The following is a 21,445-nucleotide window of genomic DNA, read 5'->3' as shown; positions in this document are numbered from 1 at the left end:
GCTAACAATGCTTTTGCAAGTTTGTCCATAAACATATAATGGTTTCCCCTTTGTTTCGTTGTTTGCTATTTTAATTCGACAACTGTTACGCCTAGGCCTCCCTCGCCCATGTCACCGTAACGGTAGTTTTTCACGCCGCGATGTTTTTTCAAGTAATCTTGTACACCTTGGCGAAGCGCTCCTGTTCCTTTACCGTGAATGATTGACACACGAGGATAGCTTGCAAGCTGTGCATCGTCTAAATATTTTTCAACGCGCATCATTGCATCTTCGTAACGCTCACCGCGAAGGTCAAGCTCTAACGACACGTGATAATCTCTACCCTTCACACTTGCGACTGCTTTTTTCTCTGTTTGCTTCGGTGTATTAATGTATTCCATATTGGATTCTTTCACTTTCATCTTCAGAATACCAATTTGTACGCTCCACTCTGTATCACTTACTTTTTCAAGTAATTGACCTTTTTGACCGAACGTTAATACTTTTACTTCATCGCCTGCACGTAATTGTTGTTTTGGCGCTGTGTTTTTCACATTCACTTTTTGTTTCTTCACAAGCTCTGGCGCTGTACCTTCTAGACGGCTCTTCGCTTCAATAAGCTCGTGATCTTTCACGTTTACAAGCTGCGCTTTGCGCAATTGACGAAGTTCGTGAATAATGCCCTCTGCTTCTTTCTTCGCAGCTTCGACTTTTTCTTCCCCTTCTTTTTGCGCTTTTAATAATTTTTCATCACGCTCTTCGTTAAATTCAATAATTTGACGCTGTAATTCGCGATGAAGTTTTTCAGATTGCTTACGAAGCGCTTCTGCTTCGTTCCAGTCACGCTCTGCGTTCTTTTGACTTTCTTCTAACTTCGCAATCATATTTTCAATTTTATTTGTATCCGTACTAATCTGATTACGTGCTTGATCAATAACGCGATCAGATAATCCGAGGCGCTTCGAAATTTCAAAGGCGTTACTACGTCCTGGTACACCGATTAATAATTTATACGTTGGGCTTAATGTGTTCACATCGAACTCAACACTCGCATTAATAACTTGCTCACGGTTATATCCGTATGCTTTTAATTCCGGGTAATGCGTCGTTGCAACAACGCGAGCACCACGATTACATACTTCATCTAAAATTGAAATTGCTAGTGCAGCCCCTTCTTGTGGGTCTGTTCCAGCACCTAATTCATCGAATAAAACTAAGCTTTCAAAATCAGCTTTTTCTAAAATATCAACAATGTTCACCATATGTGAGGAGAACGTACTTAAACTTTGTTCAATCGATTGCTCATCACCGATATCAGCGAAAATATTTTTAAATACACAAATCTCTGACTCGTCCATTACTGGAATATGAAGACCAGATTGCGCCATTAACACACAAATACCAACCGTTTTCAGCGTAACTGTTTTACCACCTGTATTCGGTCCTGTAATTACAATTGTTGTGAAATCTTTACCGAGCATAATGTTATTTGGCACAATAATTTCCGGATCAATAAGCGGATGACGCGCTTGTCTTAAATCCATGTAGCGCTCGTTATTTACGATTGGCTTCGTTGCTTTAATTCGCTTCGCATAAAAAGCTTTTGCAAAAATGAAGTCAAGATTTGCAACTACTTCTACGTTAGACAAAACAATATCAGCTTCTACTGCCACTTCTTCCGTTAACATTAATAAGATGCGTTCGATTTCTTGTTTTTCTTTCACACGTGCTTCTTGAAGTGCGTTATTTAATTCTACAATTACTTGTGGTTCAATAAATAAAGTTTGTCCAGAAGCAGATTGATCGTGAACAATACCACCATATACACCGCGGTATTCTTGTTTTACCGGGATTACGTAACGTTCGTTACGGATCGTTACAATCGCATCAGATAACATCTTTTGTGCGTTTGAAGAACGCGTCATATTCTCTAACTTTTCACGAATACGGCTTTCCGCAGTACGAATTTGGTTACGAATACCACGTAGTTTATCACTTGCGCTATCGACTACTTCACCACCATCACCGATACAATTTGTAATTTTCTTTTCTAAGTCATATAAAGATACAATTTGAGCGACGTGAGTTTCTAAAATCGGAAGCTCGACACCATTATCAACCATATCTTCGATAAAACGTTTCATATTGCGACTACCATACATCGTATTTGCAATATCAAGTAGTTCATTTGGGCTTAACATACTTCCGATTTTTGCACGCTTCACATTTGAGCGAACATCAGTAATACCACCTAATGGCGCACTCCCTTTTAAACGAATGACTTTCGCCGCTTCATCCGTCGTATCTTGTAGTTCTACAATTTCTTCAAAATCAGTGCTCGGTACTAAATTCTTCACTTTGTCACGACCAAGTGAAGAGGCTGTATGTTCAAGTAATTGTTCTTTTACTTTATTGTATTCTAATACACGCAACGTTCTTTCTAACATGTTGCAGGTCCCCCTTGTGTTACTTATTACGTTTAATATAGTCTAATAAACGTTCAATATCCCACGTGTTAATCACGTTATCTTTTTGAATCCAACCTTTACGCGCTGCTGCTACACCTGTTTCCATGTCTTCTAACATTTCAAGTGTATGAGCATCCGTATTAATCGCTACTTTTACACCAGTATCTTGTGCTTGTTTTAATAATTTCGCGCTTAAATCTAGACGGTTCGGATTTGCATTTAATTCTAAAACTGTATTTGTTTCTTTTGCGAGTTCAATTAATAAATCTGTGTCTACATCGTAACCCTCGCGACGTCCAAGAAGGCGCCCTGTCGGGTGAGCAATCATTGTAACATGTTTATTCTCAAGTGCAGCGCGAAGACGCTTCATAATCGTTTCACGGTCTTGCGAGAAGCTAGAGTGGATAGCTCCAATAACATAATCTAATTCTGCTAATACTTCATCATCAAAATCAAGTGATGCATCCGGTAAAATGTCCATTTCAATTCCGCGTAAAATTGTAATGTCTGGATACTTTTCATTCATACGTTCAATTTCTTTCGCTTGTTCACGAAGACGCTCTTTCGTTAAACCGTTCGCTACTTTCAAGTATTGTGAGTGATCAGTAATCGCCATAAACTTATATCCACGGGCACGACATGCCTGTACCATTTCTTCAATAGAAAAAGCACCGTCACTCCACGTTGTATGCATATGTAAATCACCTTGTATATCAGAAAACTGAATTAAGTTTGGATACTCTTTAATTAATTCAATTTCTTTTCCATCTTCACGCACTTCTGGTGGGATAAATGGAAGACCGAAATGAGCAAAAAATTCTTCTTCAGTCTCGAATGTTTTTACTTCACCTGTTTCCAAGTTCTCTACACCGTACTCACTAATTTTTTCGCCTTTATCTTTTGCAATTTGGCGCATTTTTACGTTATGGTCTTTTGATCCTGTGAAATGGTGAAGTGTTGTAATAAACTCTTCTGGTTTTACTAAACGGAAATCGATTGAAATATCATATTCGTATTGAAGACGAACAGAAACTTTCGTATCTCCACTTGCAATTACTTCAATCATATTATCGAATTGCAATAAATGTTCACGTACTGCTGCTGGTTCTGTCGTTGCAATAATGAAATCTAAATCCTTCACTGTCTCACGAACACGGCGTAAGCTACCAGCGCGAGAAAAACGAATTACTTCAGCAATATTCGACAACTTCTCCTCTATTTCCCCGGCAATAGGTAATACCATCGCAATCGGTAAACGTTCTGGACGAGATCCTACTTGATCAATTGCTTCTAATATCTTCTCTTCTGTTTTCTTACCGAAACCTGCTAAAGCTTGTACTTTATTTTCCTCACAAACAGCTTTTAACGATTCCATATCCACTACACCAAGTTCTTTGTATAACTTAGCTACCTTTTTACCACCAAGGCCCGGAAGTTTTAATAACGGTAACAAACTGCTTGGCACTTCTTTTTCAAGTTCTTGTAATACTTCAGATGTTCCCGATTCTATATATTCTTGAATAACTGCTGCCGTTCCTTTTCCGATACCTGGAATCTTTGTGAAATCTTCAATTTCAGAAAGACTACGATCATCACTTTCTAGTGCCGCTGCTGCTTTACGAAATGCAGATATTTTAAATGGATTCGCACCCTTTAATTCCATAAAAAGCCCGATTGTCTCTAGTAATTTAATAACTTGTTTTTTATTTACTTTCATCATTGCCCCGCCTTTCTTTCATAGAAAAAAACTCCTCTTTCCGAAAAAAGAGAAGTTATACTCTGCTACCTGTCTGCCATAGCTCCTTCACCTTTTCAGAGAGAATCGGTGTATCGTCTACAATTATTTTGCTAATTGATGATTTTTGTAATGGTGTTTGTATTTGTTCAATCGGAAGAATATTTCCAACAATAATTAAAACAAACAAAATAATATATACTTCTAAAAATCCGAGGATTGCCCCCGCAAACGCATTTACTTGCTTTAACACCGGTATTTCTGCAAACATATTTAACAAATTACCAAGTAATGAAAGTGCGATTTTTGTAATAATAAATAATACGATAAACGCAATTGCTTGATAAAATACTGTCTCAATATTATTTGCATCAATCCATTCTGGAACAGATACATTTTTATCAAATGGATACGGAATAAATTTCGCAAGTGCTGGCGCTAAATCTTTACAGTACCAGTATGCAACAAGGTATGCGATAATAAAGCTTGTTAACTTTACAAGTTGTAAGATAAAACCTCTGCGTAATCCGAGGAAAAATCCCATAACAAGCAGTAAAATGATAATAATATCAATCATGTTTATTCCATTCCTTTTTTTGTCATACTTTCTTTCAACTTCTCATGTTCTTCTTTTAATTTTATGTAATCGTGTATGACGTTTACCGCCGTCAATACCGCTAGTCTACTCGTATCAAGCGAAGGATTCTTGGCATTGAGTTCGCGCATTTTATCATCCACAATCGCTGCTACCATGCGGATATGACTTGTACTTTCATCGCCAACAACTGAATACTGTTGGCCATATATTTCTACATTAATTCGACTTTTATTTCCCTTTTGTTGTGACAACTCACCGGCCTCCAATCACGTACAGAATCCTAAAGTTTATCATACCATGAACCATCATAATATGGAAACAGAAAGAACAATCCGATATGATAAAAATAACAATATAAAAAAGGAGCGACCATTTTGTCAAATTCTATCGTAATACAAACAAGTTCTACAGTAATTGAAGACATGAAACAACAATATAAACAAGCACTTAGCTCAAAAATTCCGCAAGGCGGTATCTTTATGGCAAAGGTGCCATCTTGCACGATTACAGCATATAAATCTGGAAAAGTAATGTTCCAAGGTGGACGTGCTGAAGCAGAAGCTTCTCGTTGGCAAACTGTCTCTCAAACACCGAAAACAACTGTAAAAAAATCGGTCGATTCTCATCGTTTTGCACCGCCTGCTTCCATCGGTACAATGTCTATAGCAGGATCAGATGAAGTAGGTACTGGTGATTACTTCGGACCGATGACAGTAGTTGCTGTATATGTGGACGCAAAACAAATTCCACTTTTAAAAGAACTTGGTGTAAAAGACTCCAAAAACTTAAACGATGCTCAAATTACCGCTATTGCAAAACAACTACTTCACGTTGTTCCTTACAGCTCTCTCGTTCTTCATAATGAAAAATATAACGAGCTATTTGATAAAGGAAATAATCAAGGTAAGCTAAAAGCTTTACTACACAATAAAGCCATTACAAACTTATTAGCGAAAATTGCTCCTACAACACCAGAAGGTATCTTAATCGACCAATTTACGCAACCTGATACATACTATAAGTATTTAGCAAAACAAAAACAGGTACAGCGTGAAAATGTTTACTTCGCTACGAAAGGTGAAAGTGTTCATTTAGCTGTTGCCGCCGCTTCCATTTTAGCTCGTTACTCATTCGTAAAACAATTTGACGAACTAAGTAAAAAAGCTGGTATGCCACTTCCAAAAGGTGCTGGTAAACAAGTTGATATCGCCGCTGCTAAATTAATTCAAAAAGTAGGTAAAGAAAGATTACCTGAGTTTGTAAAACTGCATTTTGCTAATACAGAGAAAGCGTTTCGCTTATTGAAATAGTATCGACAAAAACAGGGGCTTACAAACTCCTGTTTTTTGTTTCATGTGTTCTCGATTCAATGTAATTGCATTTACTATTTTCCTCTCCTAACTATATCGCTAAATTAACTCATTTTTAGTAATTCTCCTATAAAAAAGGAGAGCCCCCAAGACTCTCCCTTTTTTATATTAGCTTCGTTTCTGCTTCTTATTTGATGAAGATACTTTATGAGAACCAGTTTCATGTGTTGTTGTCCCTTGTCCTTCCACTTCTGGAGAACCTAGGATTGATCTTGAATGGTCTTTTTTCACTTTTTTACTCATTGCACTCACCCCCAAGGTTACTTTTTACTTAAGGGTAAAAAACTATTCAACATAATAATCTGAACATATACTCGCTACTCTTTTACTCTCGTGTTTGGTTTTCGCTTATGTCCCATAGACGCTTTGCTGCATCCTTATCCAAGGCAGCTTCAGACATTTCCCCTACTTGTTTATCGGCATAGTAATAACCACTCTGATTAGTAAATCCAGTTGATTCTGCTAGCCATACTAAAGTTTCAGCACCTTTCTCCGGCGTACGGGAGAAAGGTTTCATTGCTGCCATAGTTAAGCGAGCAGCTAGACCATTATCCTGGTTAAAATTCGTATTCACTAGCCCCGGGTCAAAGCTATAAGCACTAACACCCGTTCCCTCCAACCGCTGTGCCAATTCAGAGGTGAATAAAATGTTAGCTAGTTTTGTTTGTGCATAACGCATTGTAGGACCGCCCATGAACTTCTTAATACCGCGATACAGTTGTTCTGCATCTAGATCATCGAAATCAATTCCCTTTTTAGCCATTTTGTGACCGTGAGATGCAGTGGTAATGACGCGAGCAGGAGCACTTTCTTTTAAACGCTCCAACAACAAATCTGTAAGTAAGAATGGACCTAAATGGTTTACCGCCCAGGTCATCTCCAAACCGTCCTCTGTAATTTGCCTTGTTTGAAATAAAGCACCCGCATTATTTACTAATATATCAATTCTCGGACATCTTTCTAAAATATTGGTAGCTACCTGGCGTATAGATTGTTGGGAAGACATATCAGCGAAAAATATATCTACCACTGCATTCCCCTCCGTTATATTTTCAAGTTGAGTCATAACATCATTCGCTTTTGCTTCATTACGTGCAATGATTCCTAGCTTAGCACCGCTTTTTGCAAACACCTTAGCTGCCGCTAATCCAATACCACTTGTTGCACCAGTGATTACTATATACTTGTCACGCAATGTCCACTTTGTATGACTTGGAATTTCCCCCATTGTATAAAAACCCCTTCCCTATATAAATGTCGCATTCGTTTTACTTATATATGAAGTGGGAATTGAACTATGAACAACATCTTTTCTAGTCGTGAAATACTTTATAAAGTTAAGGTTGCAATTACAACCTTTCTCAATAAAAAAAGCGAGAGCAGTTGCTCTCGCTTTTTTTATATCTTAAAACTCAGAAGAACCTGGAGTTCTTGGGAATGGAATTACGTCACGGATGTTAGCCATACCAGTGATGTACATTAGGAAGCGCTCGAAACCTAGACCGAATCCAGCGTGTTTTGTACCGCCGTATTTTCTAAGTTCTAAGTACCACCAGTAGTCCTCTTCGTTCATACCTAATTCTTTAATTCTGTCTACTAAAACGTCCATTCTTTCTTCACGTTGACTTCCGCCGATTAATTCGCCGATGCCAGGAACTAGAAGGTCAGTAGCAGCTACTGTTTTACCGTCTTCATTCATACGCATATAGAACGCTTTAATGTCTTTTGGATAGTCTGTTACGAATACAGGGCGTTTGAAGATTTCTTCTGATAAGTATCTTTCATGCTCTGTTTGTAAGTCAATACCCCATTCTACTGGGTATTTAAAGTCAGCACCTGATTCTTGAAGTACTTTAATTGCTTCTGTATAAGTGATACGACCGAAGTCAGAGTTAATCACATTGTTCATGCGCTCTAGAACTGTTTTATCAACGAAGCTGTTGAAGAAGTCCATTTCTTCTGGTGCATGTTCTAATACATATTTCATTGCATATTTCAGCATATCTTCTGTAAGATCCATTACATCGCCTAATTCAGCAAATGCAATCTCAGGCTCAACCATCCAGAACTCAGCTGCATGGCGAGTTGTGTTTGAGTTCTCCGCACGGAATGTAGGTCCGAATGTGTATACATCACGGAATGCTAATGCATAAGCTTCAGCGTTCAGCTGTCCACTTACTGTTAAGTTTGTTTCTTTACCGAAGAAGTCTTTTGATTCATCAACTTGTCCGTCTTCACCTTTTGATACGTTGTTTAAATCTTGCGTTGTTACACGGAACATTTCGCCAGCACCTTCTGTATCACTACCAGTAATGATTGGTGTGTGAACATGTACGAATCCACGCTCTTGGAAGAATTGGTGAATCGCAAATGCTGCGATAGAACGTACGCGGAACGTTGCAGAGAATGCATTTGTTCTTGGGCGTAAGTGAGCGATTGTACGTAAGTATTCAAACGTATGACGCTTCTTTTGAAGTGGGTAATCAGAATCTGATAAGCCCTCGATATCAATTTTTTCTGCTTTAATTTCAAATGGTTGCTTCGCTCCAGGCGTTGCAATTACTTTACCTTCTACTTTAACTGAAGAGCTAAGTGGAAGTTTTGCAATTTCTTTGAAGTTCTCTAATTCTGTATCGAAAACGATTTGAACGCTTTTGAAGAAGCTACCGTCGTTTAATTCGATGAAACCAAATGCTTTTGAATCACGTAAGTTACGAATCCACCCTGATACTTGTACTGTTTGATCTGCATACTTTTCTGTATCTCTATACAGACTTTTTACTAATGTGTTTTCCATAGTGAAATTCTCCTTTGCTGATATATTTAAATACAAAAAAACCTTTCATCCATAAAGGGACGAAAGGTTAAACTTCGCGGTACCACCCAATTTGTCATAAAGACCAACTTTAACTCGTATGTAATACATACTTCCCGGTTTGTAACAGGCCGGATTCCCGTCTAAGTCTACTCTTGAATACAAGATTCAATTTCGGTTAGCAACTCCAAGGTGTTCTTCACATATACCGCCTCATCAGGCTCTCACCGTCCCTGACTCGCTATGGATTATAGTATATACTACTTTTCCTTATCATCGTCTTTCATTTTGTTAAACTAAAATTAATGTACTACATTCGAGGGAAAGATGCAAGACACCAGAAAATATATCAGCGATTTTCGCAATATATCGACCGTAACTTCAAATATATCGGCGATTTTTATAATATATCGACAATCGCATCATAAAAAAAATTGCCGGAATAGATCCGGCAACTTCTTATTACTTACGTAACTCCGCACCAAATTTCTCTTCTACCGTTGTTAATACACGGTTATGTGCTTCTGTTACTTCTTCATCTGTTAACGTACGTTCTGCATCGAAGTAAGTCATAGAGAATGCAAGTGATTTCTTGCCTTCTTCCATTTTTTCACCTTCGTATAAGTCGAATAGTGTTACGTCTTTCAGAAGTTCTCCACCAGCTTCAGCAATAACTTGCTTCATTTCGCCAGCTTTTGTTTCTTTCGTTACGACAACAGCCATATCACGTGTCATAGATGGGAAACGTGGAATTGCTGCGTAGTAAGTTTCTTCCACGTCTGCACCGAATACTTTTACAAGAGATAGTTCGAATACGAATGTATTTTTCACATCTAATTGTTTTTCTGCTTCAGGGTGCAATTGACCGATAAAACCAATTACTTCCCCATCTAATACGATGTCAGCTGTACGACCTGGGTGCATACCTTCACGTTTTGCTGGTGCATATGCGATTTGGTTTGCAACGCCAAGTACGTCGAATAATCCTTCTAGCACACCTTTCATAACGAAGAAATCTACTACTTTCTTCTCACCTTGCCATGCATGGTGAAGAGCAAGGCCTGTCATAACACCTGCAAGATGTTGTTCTTCTTTCGGAAGTTCTCCTTCTTCTGTCGGTAAGAAGATAGAACCTACTTCGTATAAAGCAACGCTGTCGTTTTTACGTGCAACGTTGTATGAAACTGCTTCTAACAATTGTGGCACTAAGCTTAAACGAAGTTGGCTGCGTTCTTCACTCATTGGAAGTGCAAGAGCGACAGGCGCTTTTTCGTTTGGCTCAACCATATATTGTTTCGCTTTGTCAGCGCTTGTTAATGAATACGTGATTGCTTCATATAAACCAGCACCTTCTAAGAAGCGACGTACTTTACGACGTTTTGTTTGTGCTGATGTTAATTTACCACGTGTCATCGTTCCAGAAGGTAATGTAACTGGAATGTGATCATAACCGTATAGACGGCCCACTTCTTCTACTAAGTCTTCTGAAATTGTAATATCAGGACGACGTGCTGGTACATTCACGTGGAATGTTCCTTCTACTTCTGTAAATGGGAATTTTAAGTTTGTGAACATTGTACCCATTTCACTTGCAGAAATATTTGTACCTAATACACGGTTTACTTTTTCAGCAGTAACAGATACTGTACGCTCTTGTACTTGTAAGTTGTCAGCTTCTACTACACCTTCAAGTGCTTCACCGCCAGCGTATTTCGCCATTAAAGCAGCTGCGTGTTGAATTGCTTCAAATGTACGTGTTGGGTCGATTCCTTTTTCGAAACGTGCACTTGATTCACTGCGAAGACCTAAGTCTTTTGATGTACGGCGCACTGTTTGACCTGCAAAGTATGCAGACTCGATTAAAACGTTCACTGTCTCATTTGTAACTTCAGAATCTGCTCCGCCCATTACACCAGCAACAGCTAAAGCTTTTGTTCCGTTTGTAATTACAAGATGATGGTCTTGTAACGTACGTTCTTGATCATCTAACGTTTCAATTTTTTCGCCTTCTTTTGCTAGACGAACAACGATTTCTTTTGAACCTAATTTATCGTAATCGAATGCATGTAACGGTTGACCGTATTCCATTAAAATGTAGTTTGTAATATCAACTACGTTGCTAATTGGACGAATGCCAGCTGCCATAAGGCGAGTTTGCATCCACATTGGTGATGGACCAATTTTTACGTTCTTTACCATTTTTGCAATGTATAATGGATTTTCTTCTTTCGCTTCTACACTTACAGAAATGTAATCAGCAGTTTTTTCTGCTGTTTCTTGTAAGTCGATAGCTGGAAGTTTTACTTCACGGCCGTAAATAGCAGCTACTTCATATGCAACACCTAACATGTTTAAGCAATCTGCACGGTTTGGTGTTAAACCAAGCTCAAGTACTTCATCGTGTAAGTTTAAAATTTCAAGTGCATCTGCACCAACTTCAGCGTCACTTGGGAAGATGAAGATACCATCTGCGTATTCTTTTGAAACTAACTTTCCATCAATGCCAAGCTCTTGAAGAGCACAAACCATACCATGAGAAGCTTCACCGCGTAGTTTTGCTTTTTTAATTTTGAAGTTACCAGGAAGTACAGCGCCAACTTTTGCAACTGGTACTTTTAAACCTTTTGCAATGTTAGCAGCACCACAAATAATTTGAACTGGCTCTTCTTCACCGATATCGATTAAGCATTTGCTTAATTTATCAGCTTCTGGGTGTTTTTCACATTCTAATACGTGACCAACAACAACACCTTTTACACCTTTATTTAATACTTCAACACCTTCTACTTCAATACCACTTTTCGTGATTTTGTCTGCTAGTTCTTGTGCTGTTACATCTTTAATATCTACATACTCTTGTAACCAACGATATGATACGAACATACTTATCCTCTCCTTCCCTTACGCTCGTTTAAATTGTTGTAAGAAACGTACATCATTTGTATAGAAATGGCGAATGTCATCTACGCCGTATTTCAACATTGCGATACGCTCTGCGCCCATACCAAATGCGAAACCTTGATATTCTTTTGAATCATAACCAGCCATTTCAAGTACGTTCGGGTGAACCATACCTGCGCCTAAAATTTCGATCCAGCCAGTTCCTTTACAAGTGCCGCAACCTTTACCGTGACACATCATACAAGAAATATCCATCTCTACAGATGGCTCTGTGAATGGGAAGAAACTTGGACGAAGACGGATTTCACGATCTTCACCGAACATCTTTTTCACGAATACTTGCAATGTACCTTTTAAATCACTCATGCGAATGTTTTTATCAATTACAAGACCCTCAATTTGCATGAACTGATGTGAATGCGTCGCATCATCGTCATCGCGGCGATACACTTTACCAGGACAAATAATTTTGATTGGACCTTTTTCTTTATTATTTTCCATCGTACGTGCTTGCACAGAAGATGTATGTGTACGTAGTAACGTTTCTTCTGTAATGTAGAATGTATCTTGCATATCACGCGCTGGATGATCTTTCGGTAAGTTTAATGCTTCGAAGTTGTAGTAGTCTTTTTCTACTTCTGTTCCTTCAGCTACTTCGTAACCCATACCGATGAATACATCTTCAATTTGTTCAACAACAGCTGTTAACGGATGGTGACAACCTGTTTCAACAGGACGACCTGGCAAGGTAACATCAATTGTTTCAGTAGCTAATTTCGCTTCAATTACTGCTTTTTCTAAGTTACCAATTTTGTCGTCTAAACGCGTTTGAATCGCTTCACGTACTTCATTTACTAATGCTCCCATACGTGGACGCTCTTCCGCTGATAATTTCCCCATGCCGCGTAATACTTCTGTAATTGGGCCTTTTTTCCCTAAATACGCTACGCGTACGTCATTTAAGCCCTTTAGCTCTTTCGCTTCTTCAATAAGCTCTAACGCTTTTTGCTTTAGCTCTTTTAAACGTGCTTCCATTTGGAACCCTCCTAATTTTAAAAATAAAAAAACCCCGCTCCCAAAAAGGGACGAGGTAAATTCGCGGTACCACCCTAAATTGACAGAACAAGTCTGCCCACTCATTAGTTATAACGATCAATTCTGACCGGAACGCCTTTACATATACATGGTCCTGGCGTCAACTCCAGAGGTGAATTCACTTCCGTCTACCATAAGAATGCTTTCAGTCTACGGCATTCTCTCCCTATATGGCGATTTTGTCAGCTACTCTTCTCTATCAACGTTTTTCGTTATTTAACTTTTATTATATGTTCATTACGAACATGTACTTCAACTTATTATAAGAAGTTTTTTATTTGTTCGCAACCGGGCTTTGTAAATAATACGTTAAAATCCCTGCTGCAACCGCAACATTTAATGATTCTGCCCCGCCATAAATCGGAATATACAAGTTTTGATCCGTTTTCGCAAGAATTTCTTGGCGTACGCCATTTCCTTCATTTCCAACAATTAATGCAAAACTGCCAGCTGGTGTTACTTCCCCATACGGAACTCCATTTTCAAGAGCTGTTCCATATACAGGAACGTTATTTTCTTTTAACTTGTCTACCCATTCTTCTAAGTTCCCTTTTACAATTGGTAAGTGGAAAATAGAACCTTGTGTAGAGCGGAGTACTTTACTATTATAAACATCAACACAACCTTCTCCAAGCACAACGGCGTGAATACCAGCTGCATCAGCTGTACGAATAATCGTTCCTAAATTACCTGGGTCTTGAAGGCCGTCTAATAAAAGAAATTTCCCATCAGTAAGAGCTACTTCTTTCTCATGCTTTTCACAGACAGCAAATACACCTTGTGTCGTTTCTGTTTCACGAAGTATTTTTACAATCGCTTCAGGCACGATATACATTTCAACATCATTCACTGTCCAATCTTTCGGAAGGTCTGTTTGATCTGAAACGATAAGTTCTGTTACAACTCCTGCCTTTAAAGCTTCCTCCACTAAGTGGAATCCTTCAACAAAGAACAACCCTTTTTTATCGCGTTCTTTTTTCGTTTGCAGCTTTTTCCACTGCTTCACACGCGGATTTTGTACTGAATCAATGTTTTTCATAATATGTATTTCCCTCTCTTCTTGTCTTATCATTATAGCCTATTTTTCATACATATTTACATAAAAAAGAACAAAAACTAACGTCAGTTTCAATTCTGAAGAAGAGGTGAAAGCAATGAGTTTTAATTTACGTGGTGCTGTATTAGCGAATGTATCTGGAAATTCACAAGATCAATTACAAGAAACGATTGTCGATGCAATTCAAAGCGGTGAAGAAAAAATGCTTCCAGGTCTTGGTGTTTTATTCGAAGTCATTTGGAAAAACGCTGATGAAAATGAAAAGCACGAAATGTTAGAAACGCTAGAGCAAGGATTAAAAAAATAAGCAATTTGAAAATCACCTTCGCATAAGCCAAGGTGATTTTTTTGCGAAAAATTTTTTCTTCTCCTAAACATTTCTACTTTACTAACGCTATCCGGATGGAGTACAATGTTCAAAATACATTTAAACCGATCGATTTTCTTCACAGACACCATTAGATAAAAGGAGTGAATGTTTTATGCATCGTATTACGCTTGAACAAATTTTTAAACACCACATTACCCAAAAATACGTAAATCGTTCTGGAATGGTCCACGCGATTGCTGTCGCTTACCATGCGTTTCACTTAGCCAAAAAGCATCACGCCTCAGTCGATGCTGCGACAAAAGCCGGTTTCCTTCACGATATCGGACATCATACATGGTACACAGGCGGCGAATGGGACTATGACTTATATAAAAAGAATGATATACATGCAATTAAAGGAGCGGAAAGAGCTCATAAGTTATTAATCCGATTAGGCGAACATCCGAAGCAAGCCAAAGAAATTTCTGTTGCAATTCTATTGCATACTGATTCTTTCCTAGTAGAACAATCACTTGAAAGAACACCTCTACAAAACATTATTAAGTGGGCAGATGAAGCAGACGAAGAACCAGGCGGCGCACACCACTATCGAACTATCTCTTATGAAAAAGCACTAAAAGCAATTCAGCAGTTAGATCGATTGGTAGAGCGTGAATTGCAAATAGAGCAATCAAAATCAAATAACAAGGCAGAACATAGTTATCAATGAGAAAGAGGCATCACTATAGGGTGATACCTCTTTTATTATTTTATGGAAAATACACCTTTATATGTAATATTTAAATGTTACATATAAAAATGAAACACTTTATAATTAAATATATAAATATAAAGAGGTGATTTCACAAATGCAACCTGCTACACAACTTTCTAATGAACAGAAATACTCTATGTCATGGGGACAATTTATTAGCTCCATTTTATTCGCTTTTTTCGGAACTGGACTTATTACTGTGTTCCTCGCAATGCCCTTAACAATTTATACAGCTGGTCTTACAGATAAAAAACAAATCGCCCTGTATGAATCTATCGCAAATACTGCAAGTATCGTATTACAACTAGCCGTGTTGTTATTCTTCATTTTTAAATTCGAACCCGCAAAAAAATTACTACTACAATCATTTAACTTTAAAGCACTTAAAGAATGGCGTACATACGTATACTTACTTCTTTTCTTCGCTATAAACATTTTAATCAATTACATCTTGTTAAATTATATGTTCCAAGACGCAACAAAGCAGCAATCTTCCGCATTAAACTTAGACGTTTTTAAGCAATATCAAATATTATTACTTCTCGGTTTCGCTATACTTACACCAATTTTTGAAGAGCTTATTTTCCGTGGCTTTATACTTCGCTTCTTCTCAGAGCGCTTTCCATTTTGGATTGCAGCCATCATAACAAGCTTCTTCTTCGGTATCGCTCATACATACTCACTTGGGGTAATGGTAATTACTTTCTTCATGGGATTATTAATGGCTATTTTATGCAAAAAAACAAAATCCATTATTCCAGCTATATTATTTCATATTATGAATAATATGTTAGCATTCTTAAGTTAAAAAGAGGTATCATCACGATACCTCTTTCACTCTTTTATAACAACTTCAAACTCCTCTTCTGTTAGCACTTTTCGATAATTCGTTTTCTTTTCCCCCTCTTCACCAGAAGTTAGGACAGGCGTCAGTATAATTTTCGTTATACTATCCTCTAGCTTTTCAAATCGCCAATAACTATTTTTCGATTTTATTAATAATATCCAAAATAAACCTCATGTAGTAAAATATAACTTAATTCACATAAAAGAGTTTACATATATTCAGTATTATTTGGATGCTTTTTACGCCACTTCTCTTACTATGCGGGATTGCTGGTGGTATTTTTTAATGGTAACAGAAATTAAACATCGGAAATTACTTGTTACCTTAATGGGAATTATTTGCTTTTCATTCGTTATAATGCCTTTTACTTTTTTTAAACAAAGGTATCAATGGAGAGAACGTTCTTCACATTCCACCTGTACTATATTGGATGCTTTTCTCTCTAGCTGGTTTATTAGCAGGATTGAATGGGGTACATTCAAAAATTAAGAGTATACGCAACATGGGACTCATTATTTTCTCAATAGGACTGTTTGCAGCTATTGTCCATGCCTGATTCATATTTTATTCATTAAGGAGTTATTACATATGGAATCTACCGGTTTATTTATTTGGCTTATCTTAGCCCCTATTTTGTTATTATGTGAAGGCATCGTTGGCATTTATTTAATTGCTGCCGGAATTAAATATCGAAAATCACTTATCGTTATAGCTGGTTTAATTAGCATATCACTTATCGTTGTTCCTATCATTTGTATAGGTTATGGAATAGATTTAGAGGGAATGGTTCCAATTTCGGGAACTTTATATTGGTGCTTCTTCTCATTAGCTGGACTAGTAGCTATTATAAGCGGCAGACAAATATCAAGTATTCGTTCTATGGGGACGATTTTGGTTATAACAGGATTATGCTCTGTAACTAGTTATCATCTTTTATATCTAACTACATAAAAAACACAAAAAAGCAGGGAAATTAATTCCCTGCTTTTCTATTTGGTTTATTGCCTGATGGTAAGAAGAACGATAACACCCAAGCAATACCCGCAAGTATCGTTGCAATTAAGAATGCATCGTTAATACCGTTAATTGCAGATAGCTTTGAGATTTGTCCAAATAGTAGTTGCGTGCTCATCGCATCTCCCGCTTGAGCTGATCCAGCTAAAGCCGCTAAGCTTTGGCCCATACCATGTACTTTATCAACTAAAATTGGATTTGACGTTGTTAACATGTTGCCATAATCCGCTACGTGAGCAGTCGTTTGTTGCGTCATAAGTGTGATTAAGATCGCTGTTCCAATTGAACCAGCTACTTGTCTTGACGTATTTTGCGTTGCTGTACCGTGAGAAATTAATTTCATCGGCAGCGCGTTCATACCAGCAGTCATAATTGGCATCATAATGAATGACATACCAATTGAACGTATAATATAATCCGTCATAATAACGCTATACGGTGTATCCATCGATAATTTTGTAAATTCATATGTCGCATAAGTTGTAATTGCCAATCCAATTATCGCTAATGGACGAATGCCATATTTATCGAATAATTTACCTGCTACTGGTCCCATGATCCCCATAATTAATGATCCTGGAAGAAGTAGTAAACCAGATTCAATTGGCGTAAAGCCACGAATATTTTGTAGATATACTGGAAGTAATAGCATACCTCCGAATAATGCCATCGTTACGATTGCGTTAATTACTAAAGTAAAAGTAAATACTGGATATTTAAACACTTGTAAATCAAGCATTTTATTGTCCGTTGTTAGCTCTCTCCAAATAAATACTGCAATACCTACTACACCAATGATAAGTGATATCACAACCTCTGCACTAGTCCAGCTATTATTTCCCGCTTCACTAAATCCATACAATAAGCTACCTAGTCCAATACTTGAACTAATAACACCGAATACATCTAGCTTTGTGTTAGATACCGGCTGAGCTAGTGTAAAGAATTTTAAAGATAGGAAAGTAATAATTAAACCAATCACAAACATTCCGTAGAACATTAAGTTCCAGCTATAGTTTTCAATTACCCATCCTGTTACAGTTGGTCCGATAGCTGGTGCTAAAATCATCGCTACCCCTAGTAATCCCATAGCTGCTCCTCGCTTATGAGGCGGGAATAATGTCATGAAAATATTCATACCAACCGGCATTAAAATACCCGCTCCAACCGCTTGAATCACTCGGCCCGTCATCATCATTGTAAAGTTTCCTGAAGTAGCACAAATGATAGATCCTACCGTGAAGAATAACATTGCCGCTACGAACAATTTACGATACGTAAATCGTGAAACTAAAAAGGCACTAATCGGTACTAAAATACCATTTACGAGCATGAAGCCTGTAATTAACCATTGTGCTGTTGAAGTTGATACATTAAATTCATTCATTAACGGAGGCAATGCAACGTTAATGATCGTTTGGTTTAAAATAGAAACGAACATCCCGAGAATTAATACTGTTACAACTGCTTTTACGTTCACATTCTCTATAGGCATAGACGTTTGTTTTTTCGGCATTTCTTTTTCTTGTTTTACTTCTTCTTGCTTACCTGTTTCTAACTCAACTACATTAGAAATTTCTGTTTCTTGCTTTCGTTCAATTTCTTTTTCTTCTGTTTCTACCTTACTTACTTCTATTTTACTTACGGCTGGGACTTGTTCTTCTCCCACGTTCGTTTTTTTCTTTCGTAAAAGACGATTTACAAGGAAGAAGACGATTATACAAAATAGTGCATATCCTGCAATTGCAATTGAGGACATCTCATCTCCCCCTTACTTATGAATACGAACTGTCACATTCATGCCAGGAACAATATTTACTGATTTACTATGATCTAAAGAAATTTTAACTGGTACCACTTGTGTTACTTTCGTATAGTTCGCTGTTGCGTTGCTTGATGGTAACATAGAGAATGTATTCGCTGTTGTTAATCCAACTTGTTCTACTTTTCCTGATAACGTCGTGTCTGGGTATGCATCTACATACACGTCTACATCTTGACCTTTTTGCACATCGTCAACATCTGTTTCTTCAATGTTTGCTGTTACCCATAAATTGTTCATATCAAATGCATAAGCAATTGGGCTACCAGCTCCAACGAAAGCATTTGTCGTTGCGTTTGATTGTACAACTGTCGCGTTTTGCGGAATTGTTACGTCTACTGTTTGCTCCCCATTTGCTCCAGCTACAGTGACAGCACCTAATTTATCGTTCTCATTGTAGTTTTTTCCTACTTCAGCTTTCCAGTCAGTCAATTTACCTGCTGCTGGTGAAGCAATTGGAATTACCTTTCCATCAATTTTTGCATTTTCTGTTTTTAAATAGTTTTCCGCTTGATTGTAATAGTAATAACCGCCAATGCCGCCGCCAACTAGTACAATTAATGTGATAATGTTGATAATCACCATTCTTCGAAACTGATTCATTGCATTCCTCTCCTTATATCGCATATAATTTTTTTCTAAACTATTTACATCCTTATTGTTTATATTGTTTAATTGTTAATTATATTAACCTTTAAACAAAAAAAGCACACCTTCAGCAGCATAAACCGGATTTCGTCTACCTGCGAGTGGTGCTGATTTCTAAAGGACTATCGTTTATAATTATAAATAATTATTTCGAATCTACAACCGACAATTTAAGTATGAAATGTCGCTTAAACAACAATATAATAACGATTTGTTGTTTAAGTGTATAAAATGAAACGAGGAGAAGTAAAATGTCTATTAAAAATACAAATGATCCACGTGTAAAGCGGACGAGACAACTCATACAGGATGCTTTTGTCGCTTTAGTAGGCGAAAAAGGGTTTGAAAATGTAACTGTTCAACATATCGCAGAACGCGCTCCTGTAAATCGCGCTACATTTTATAGCCATTACCATGATAAATACGACTTATTAGACAAAAGCATTGAAGAAATGTTAGAGAAGCTAGCAGAAGTAATCAAACCGAAAAATAAAAATAAAGAGGATTTTCAACTTACATTCGATTCACCACATCCAACATTTTTGGCTCTGTTCGAACACATCGCAGAAAACGTGAACTTCTATAATGTTATGCTCGGGGATAAAGCTGCAGGAAACTACTCTTATAAAATGATGAAAACAATACAAACGCATTTAACATTAAGCTTATCAATTTCACAACCAAATGATAAAAATCTTATGGTTCCTCGTGATATTCTAATTAGTTATGTGACAGGGGCTCACATCGGGATGATTATGTCATGGTTAAAAAGAGGGATGATATATACCCCGCATTTTATGGCCATGCAATTAACTCGTTTAATTATTTTAGGGGCCCATACTGCCGCAGGATTAGAAAGACCTTTTTAACACATAAAAAAGCGAAGGAGATTCTCCTTCGCTTTTTTCTATTAATTAAATGTAATGTTATGTACAGCCTCTTTATCAAGACGTTTAATAACTTCTACAATTAACTTCACTGCATTTTCATAATCATCACGGTGTAACATTGCCGCATGCGAATGGATGTAGCGTGTCGCAATCGTAATTGCCATAGACGGAATACCATTTACAGAAATGTGAATCGCACCTGCATCTGTTCCCCCGCCAGCTACTGAATCATATTGGTATGGAATTTGTAGTTCGTCAGCAACATCAACTACGAAATCACGTAAACCTGTATGTCCAATAACAGAAGCATCATATAAAATAATCTGCGGTCCATCGCCCATTTTACTTTGCGCTTCTTTTGACGTTACACCCGGTGTATCTCCAGCGATACCAACATCTACTGCGAACGCGATATCTGGTTTGATATAATTCGCAGATGTTTTTGCACCACGAAGACCAACCTCTTCTTGTACAGTTCCAACGCCGTATACAACGTTTGGATGTTTTTCATCTTTTAATTGTTTTAATACGTCAATTGCAATCGCACAACCGATTCGGTTATCCCATGCTTTTGCAAGTAACATTTTTTCATTCTTCATCACTTGGAATTCAAAGTAAGGTACAACTTGATCTCCTGGTCGTACGCCCCACTCCATTGCCTCTTCTTGGCTAGAAGCACCGATATCGATGAACATGTCTTTAATATCAACTGGCTTTTTACGAGCTTCTGGAGGTAAAATGTGTGGTGGTTTTGAACCAATTACACCTGTTACATCTCCTTTACGCGTTACAATTGTCACGCGCTGTGCAAGCATAACTTGTGACCACCAGCCACCAACTGTTTGAAAACGAAGGAAGCCTTTGTCATCAATTTGCGTAGTCATAAAGCCAACTTCATCTAAATGACCTGCAACCATAATTTTCGGGCCGTTTTCTTCCCCAACTTTTTTCGCAACTAAACTTCCTAAATTATCAGTAGAAAGTTCGTCCGCAAACGGCTCAATATATTTCTTCATTACTTCACGTGGTTCACGCTCGTTACCAGCAATACCACGTGCATCTGTTAACTCTTTTAGCATTGTCAATGTCGCGTCTAATTTTGTCATTGCCAACACCCTCCT

19 protein-coding genes, 2 pseudogenes and 2 other annotated features are annotated in these 21,445 nt (G+C 37.7%); of the genes and pseudogenes, 7 read left to right on the top strand and 14 right to left on the bottom strand.

All coding sequences use genetic code 11. The features are described from left to right. Positions 1-65: 65 nt before the first annotated feature. Genes JDS81_RS00900 through zapA form a run of 4 tightly spaced genes read right to left on the bottom strand, consistent with a single transcriptional unit; the run spans position 66 to position 5,031 of the window. Positions 66-2,426: an endonuclease MutS2 gene (locus JDS81_RS00900; RefSeq protein WP_097952307.1), complete on the bottom strand. Its 2,361-nt coding sequence runs from the start codon at positions 2,424-2,426 to the stop codon at positions 66-68. Positions 2,427-2,445: 19 nt separating this feature from the next. Beyond that, positions 2,446-4,164 carry a DNA polymerase/3'-5' exonuclease PolX gene (gene polX / locus JDS81_RS00895; protein ID WP_098055558.1) on the bottom strand — a complete coding sequence of 573 codons (1,719 nt, stop codon included), beginning with the start codon at positions 4,162-4,164 and terminating at the stop codon, positions 2,446-2,448. 55 nt (positions 4,165-4,219) lie between these two features. Next, complete coding sequence (locus JDS81_RS00890) at positions 4,220-4,759, bottom strand: CvpA family protein (protein ID WP_000565405.1); 540 nt, start codon at positions 4,757-4,759, stop codon at positions 4,220-4,222. Between the two features lie 2 nt (positions 4,760-4,761). Beyond that, positions 4,762-5,031 (bottom strand): cell division protein ZapA, encoded by a 270-nt coding sequence (zapA, locus tag JDS81_RS00885; protein ID WP_000082703.1) that lies wholly within the window; start codon positions 5,029-5,031, stop codon positions 4,762-4,764. 123 nt (positions 5,032-5,154) lie between these two features. Here zapA and rnhC point away from each other — a divergent pair, with 123 nt between their 5' ends. Next, positions 5,155-6,090 carry a ribonuclease HIII gene (rnhC, locus tag JDS81_RS00880; protein ID WP_000071618.1) on the top strand — a complete coding sequence of 312 codons (936 nt, stop codon included), beginning with the start codon at positions 5,155-5,157 and terminating at the stop codon, positions 6,088-6,090. A 168-nt stretch (positions 6,091-6,258) separates the two neighbouring features. Here the strand turns inward: rnhC and JDS81_RS00875 are convergent, their stop codons facing one another. From JDS81_RS00875 to JDS81_RS00850, 6 genes are all read right to left on the bottom strand, one after another. Then, on the bottom strand, positions 6,259-6,393 hold the full coding sequence (locus JDS81_RS00875; RefSeq protein ID WP_000039591.1) for a YuzL family protein: 135 nt from the start codon (positions 6,391-6,393) through the stop codon (positions 6,259-6,261). An 82-nt stretch (positions 6,394-6,475) separates the two neighbouring features. After that, positions 6,476-7,378 (bottom strand): SDR family oxidoreductase, encoded by a 903-nt coding sequence (locus JDS81_RS00870; RefSeq protein ID WP_097952303.1) that lies wholly within the window; start codon positions 7,376-7,378, stop codon positions 6,476-6,478. 177 nt (positions 7,379-7,555) lie between these two features. Further along, positions 7,556-8,947, bottom strand: a complete 1,392-nt coding sequence (gene asnS, locus JDS81_RS00865; RefSeq protein ID WP_000432185.1) for an asparagine--tRNA ligase — start codon at positions 8,945-8,947, stop codon at positions 7,556-7,558. A 52-nt stretch (positions 8,948-8,999) separates the two neighbouring features. Then, positions 9,000-9,251: a binding site (T-box leader), on the bottom strand. 176 nt (positions 9,252-9,427) lie between these two features. Then, positions 9,428-11,848 (bottom strand): phenylalanine--tRNA ligase subunit beta, encoded by a 2,421-nt coding sequence (pheT, locus tag JDS81_RS00860; RefSeq protein WP_097952301.1) that lies wholly within the window; start codon positions 11,846-11,848, stop codon positions 9,428-9,430. An 18-nt stretch (positions 11,849-11,866) separates the two neighbouring features. Beyond that, on the bottom strand, positions 11,867-12,901 hold the full coding sequence (gene pheS, locus JDS81_RS00855) for a phenylalanine--tRNA ligase subunit alpha (protein ID WP_000388217.1): 1,035 nt from the start codon (positions 12,899-12,901) through the stop codon (positions 11,867-11,869). Positions 12,902-12,944: 43 nt separating this feature from the next. After that, positions 12,945-13,173: a binding site (T-box leader), on the bottom strand. Between the two features lie 62 nt (positions 13,174-13,235). Continuing rightward, positions 13,236-14,033, bottom strand: coding sequence for a TrmH family RNA methyltransferase (locus JDS81_RS00850; RefSeq protein WP_002060131.1), 798 nt, complete (start codon positions 14,031-14,033; stop codon positions 13,236-13,238). A gap of 82 nt (positions 14,034-14,115) precedes the next feature. Between JDS81_RS00850 and sspI the strand changes: the two genes are divergently transcribed. The 3 genes from sspI (at position 14,116) to JDS81_RS00835 (ending at position 15,911) form a co-directional block, all read left to right on the top strand. Next, on the top strand, positions 14,116-14,325 hold the full coding sequence (sspI, locus tag JDS81_RS00845) for a small acid-soluble spore protein SspI (RefSeq protein ID WP_000009509.1): 210 nt from the start codon (positions 14,116-14,118) through the stop codon (positions 14,323-14,325). Between the two features lie 175 nt (positions 14,326-14,500). Then, positions 14,501-15,058 carry an HD domain-containing protein gene (locus JDS81_RS00840; RefSeq protein WP_000554798.1) on the top strand — a complete coding sequence of 186 codons (558 nt, stop codon included), beginning with the start codon at positions 14,501-14,503 and terminating at the stop codon, positions 15,056-15,058. A 139-nt stretch (positions 15,059-15,197) separates the two neighbouring features. Beyond that, positions 15,198-15,911, top strand: a complete 714-nt coding sequence (locus JDS81_RS00835; protein ID WP_097952299.1) for a CPBP family intramembrane glutamic endopeptidase — start codon at positions 15,198-15,200, stop codon at positions 15,909-15,911. 26 nt (positions 15,912-15,937) lie between these two features. Here the strand turns inward: JDS81_RS00835 and JDS81_RS30880 are convergent. Further along, positions 15,938-16,102 (bottom strand): annotated as a pseudogene (locus JDS81_RS30880) (DUF4179 domain-containing protein); the annotation flags it as partial. A 62-nt stretch (positions 16,103-16,164) separates the two neighbouring features. On the opposite strand from JDS81_RS30880, the pseudogene JDS81_RS00830 reads away from it, so the two are divergent. Together JDS81_RS00830 and JDS81_RS00825 are read left to right on the top strand one after the other, a co-directional pair. After that, positions 16,165-16,525: pseudogene (locus JDS81_RS00830) on the top strand (ammonia permease). 13 nt (positions 16,526-16,538) lie between these two features. After that, positions 16,539-16,901: a hypothetical protein gene (locus JDS81_RS00825; protein WP_000446230.1), complete on the top strand. Its 363-nt coding sequence runs from the start codon at positions 16,539-16,541 to the stop codon at positions 16,899-16,901. 22 nt (positions 16,902-16,923) lie between these two features. Here JDS81_RS00825 and JDS81_RS00820 read toward each other — a convergent pair whose 3' ends face one another. Both JDS81_RS00820 and JDS81_RS00815 read right to left on the bottom strand, forming a co-directional pair. Beyond that, positions 16,924-18,723, bottom strand: a complete 1,800-nt coding sequence (locus JDS81_RS00820) for a DHA2 family efflux MFS transporter permease subunit (protein ID WP_000094770.1) — start codon at positions 18,721-18,723, stop codon at positions 16,924-16,926. Positions 18,724-18,735: 12 nt separating this feature from the next. Next, the gene (locus tag JDS81_RS00815) at positions 18,736-19,389 is read right to left on the bottom strand and encodes an HlyD family secretion protein (RefSeq protein ID WP_001071409.1); all 654 of its coding nucleotides are present in this window, start codon (positions 19,387-19,389) and stop codon (positions 18,736-18,738) included. 296 nt (positions 19,390-19,685) lie between these two features. Between JDS81_RS00815 and JDS81_RS00810 the strand changes: the two genes are divergently transcribed. Next, positions 19,686-20,303 carry a TetR/AcrR family transcriptional regulator gene (locus tag JDS81_RS00810; RefSeq protein WP_097952297.1) on the top strand — a complete coding sequence of 206 codons (618 nt, stop codon included), beginning with the start codon at positions 19,686-19,688 and terminating at the stop codon, positions 20,301-20,303. A 41-nt stretch (positions 20,304-20,344) separates the two neighbouring features. Here JDS81_RS00810 and JDS81_RS00805 read toward each other — a convergent pair whose 3' ends face one another. Continuing rightward, a complete protein-coding gene (locus tag JDS81_RS00805) occupies positions 20,345-21,430 on the bottom strand; it encodes a M42 family metallopeptidase (RefSeq protein ID WP_097952295.1) in 1,086 nt (361 codons plus the stop codon). Positions 21,431-21,445: the final 15 nt, after the last annotated feature.

This window comes from Bacillus cereus group sp. N31 (assembly GCF_016483245.1).
Lineage (GTDB): Bacteria > Bacillota > Bacilli > Bacillales > Bacillaceae_G > Bacillus_A > Bacillus_A toyonensis.
Note: the sequence above shows the minus strand (reverse complement) of the source record. Positions and strands in the feature narration are given on the sequence as shown.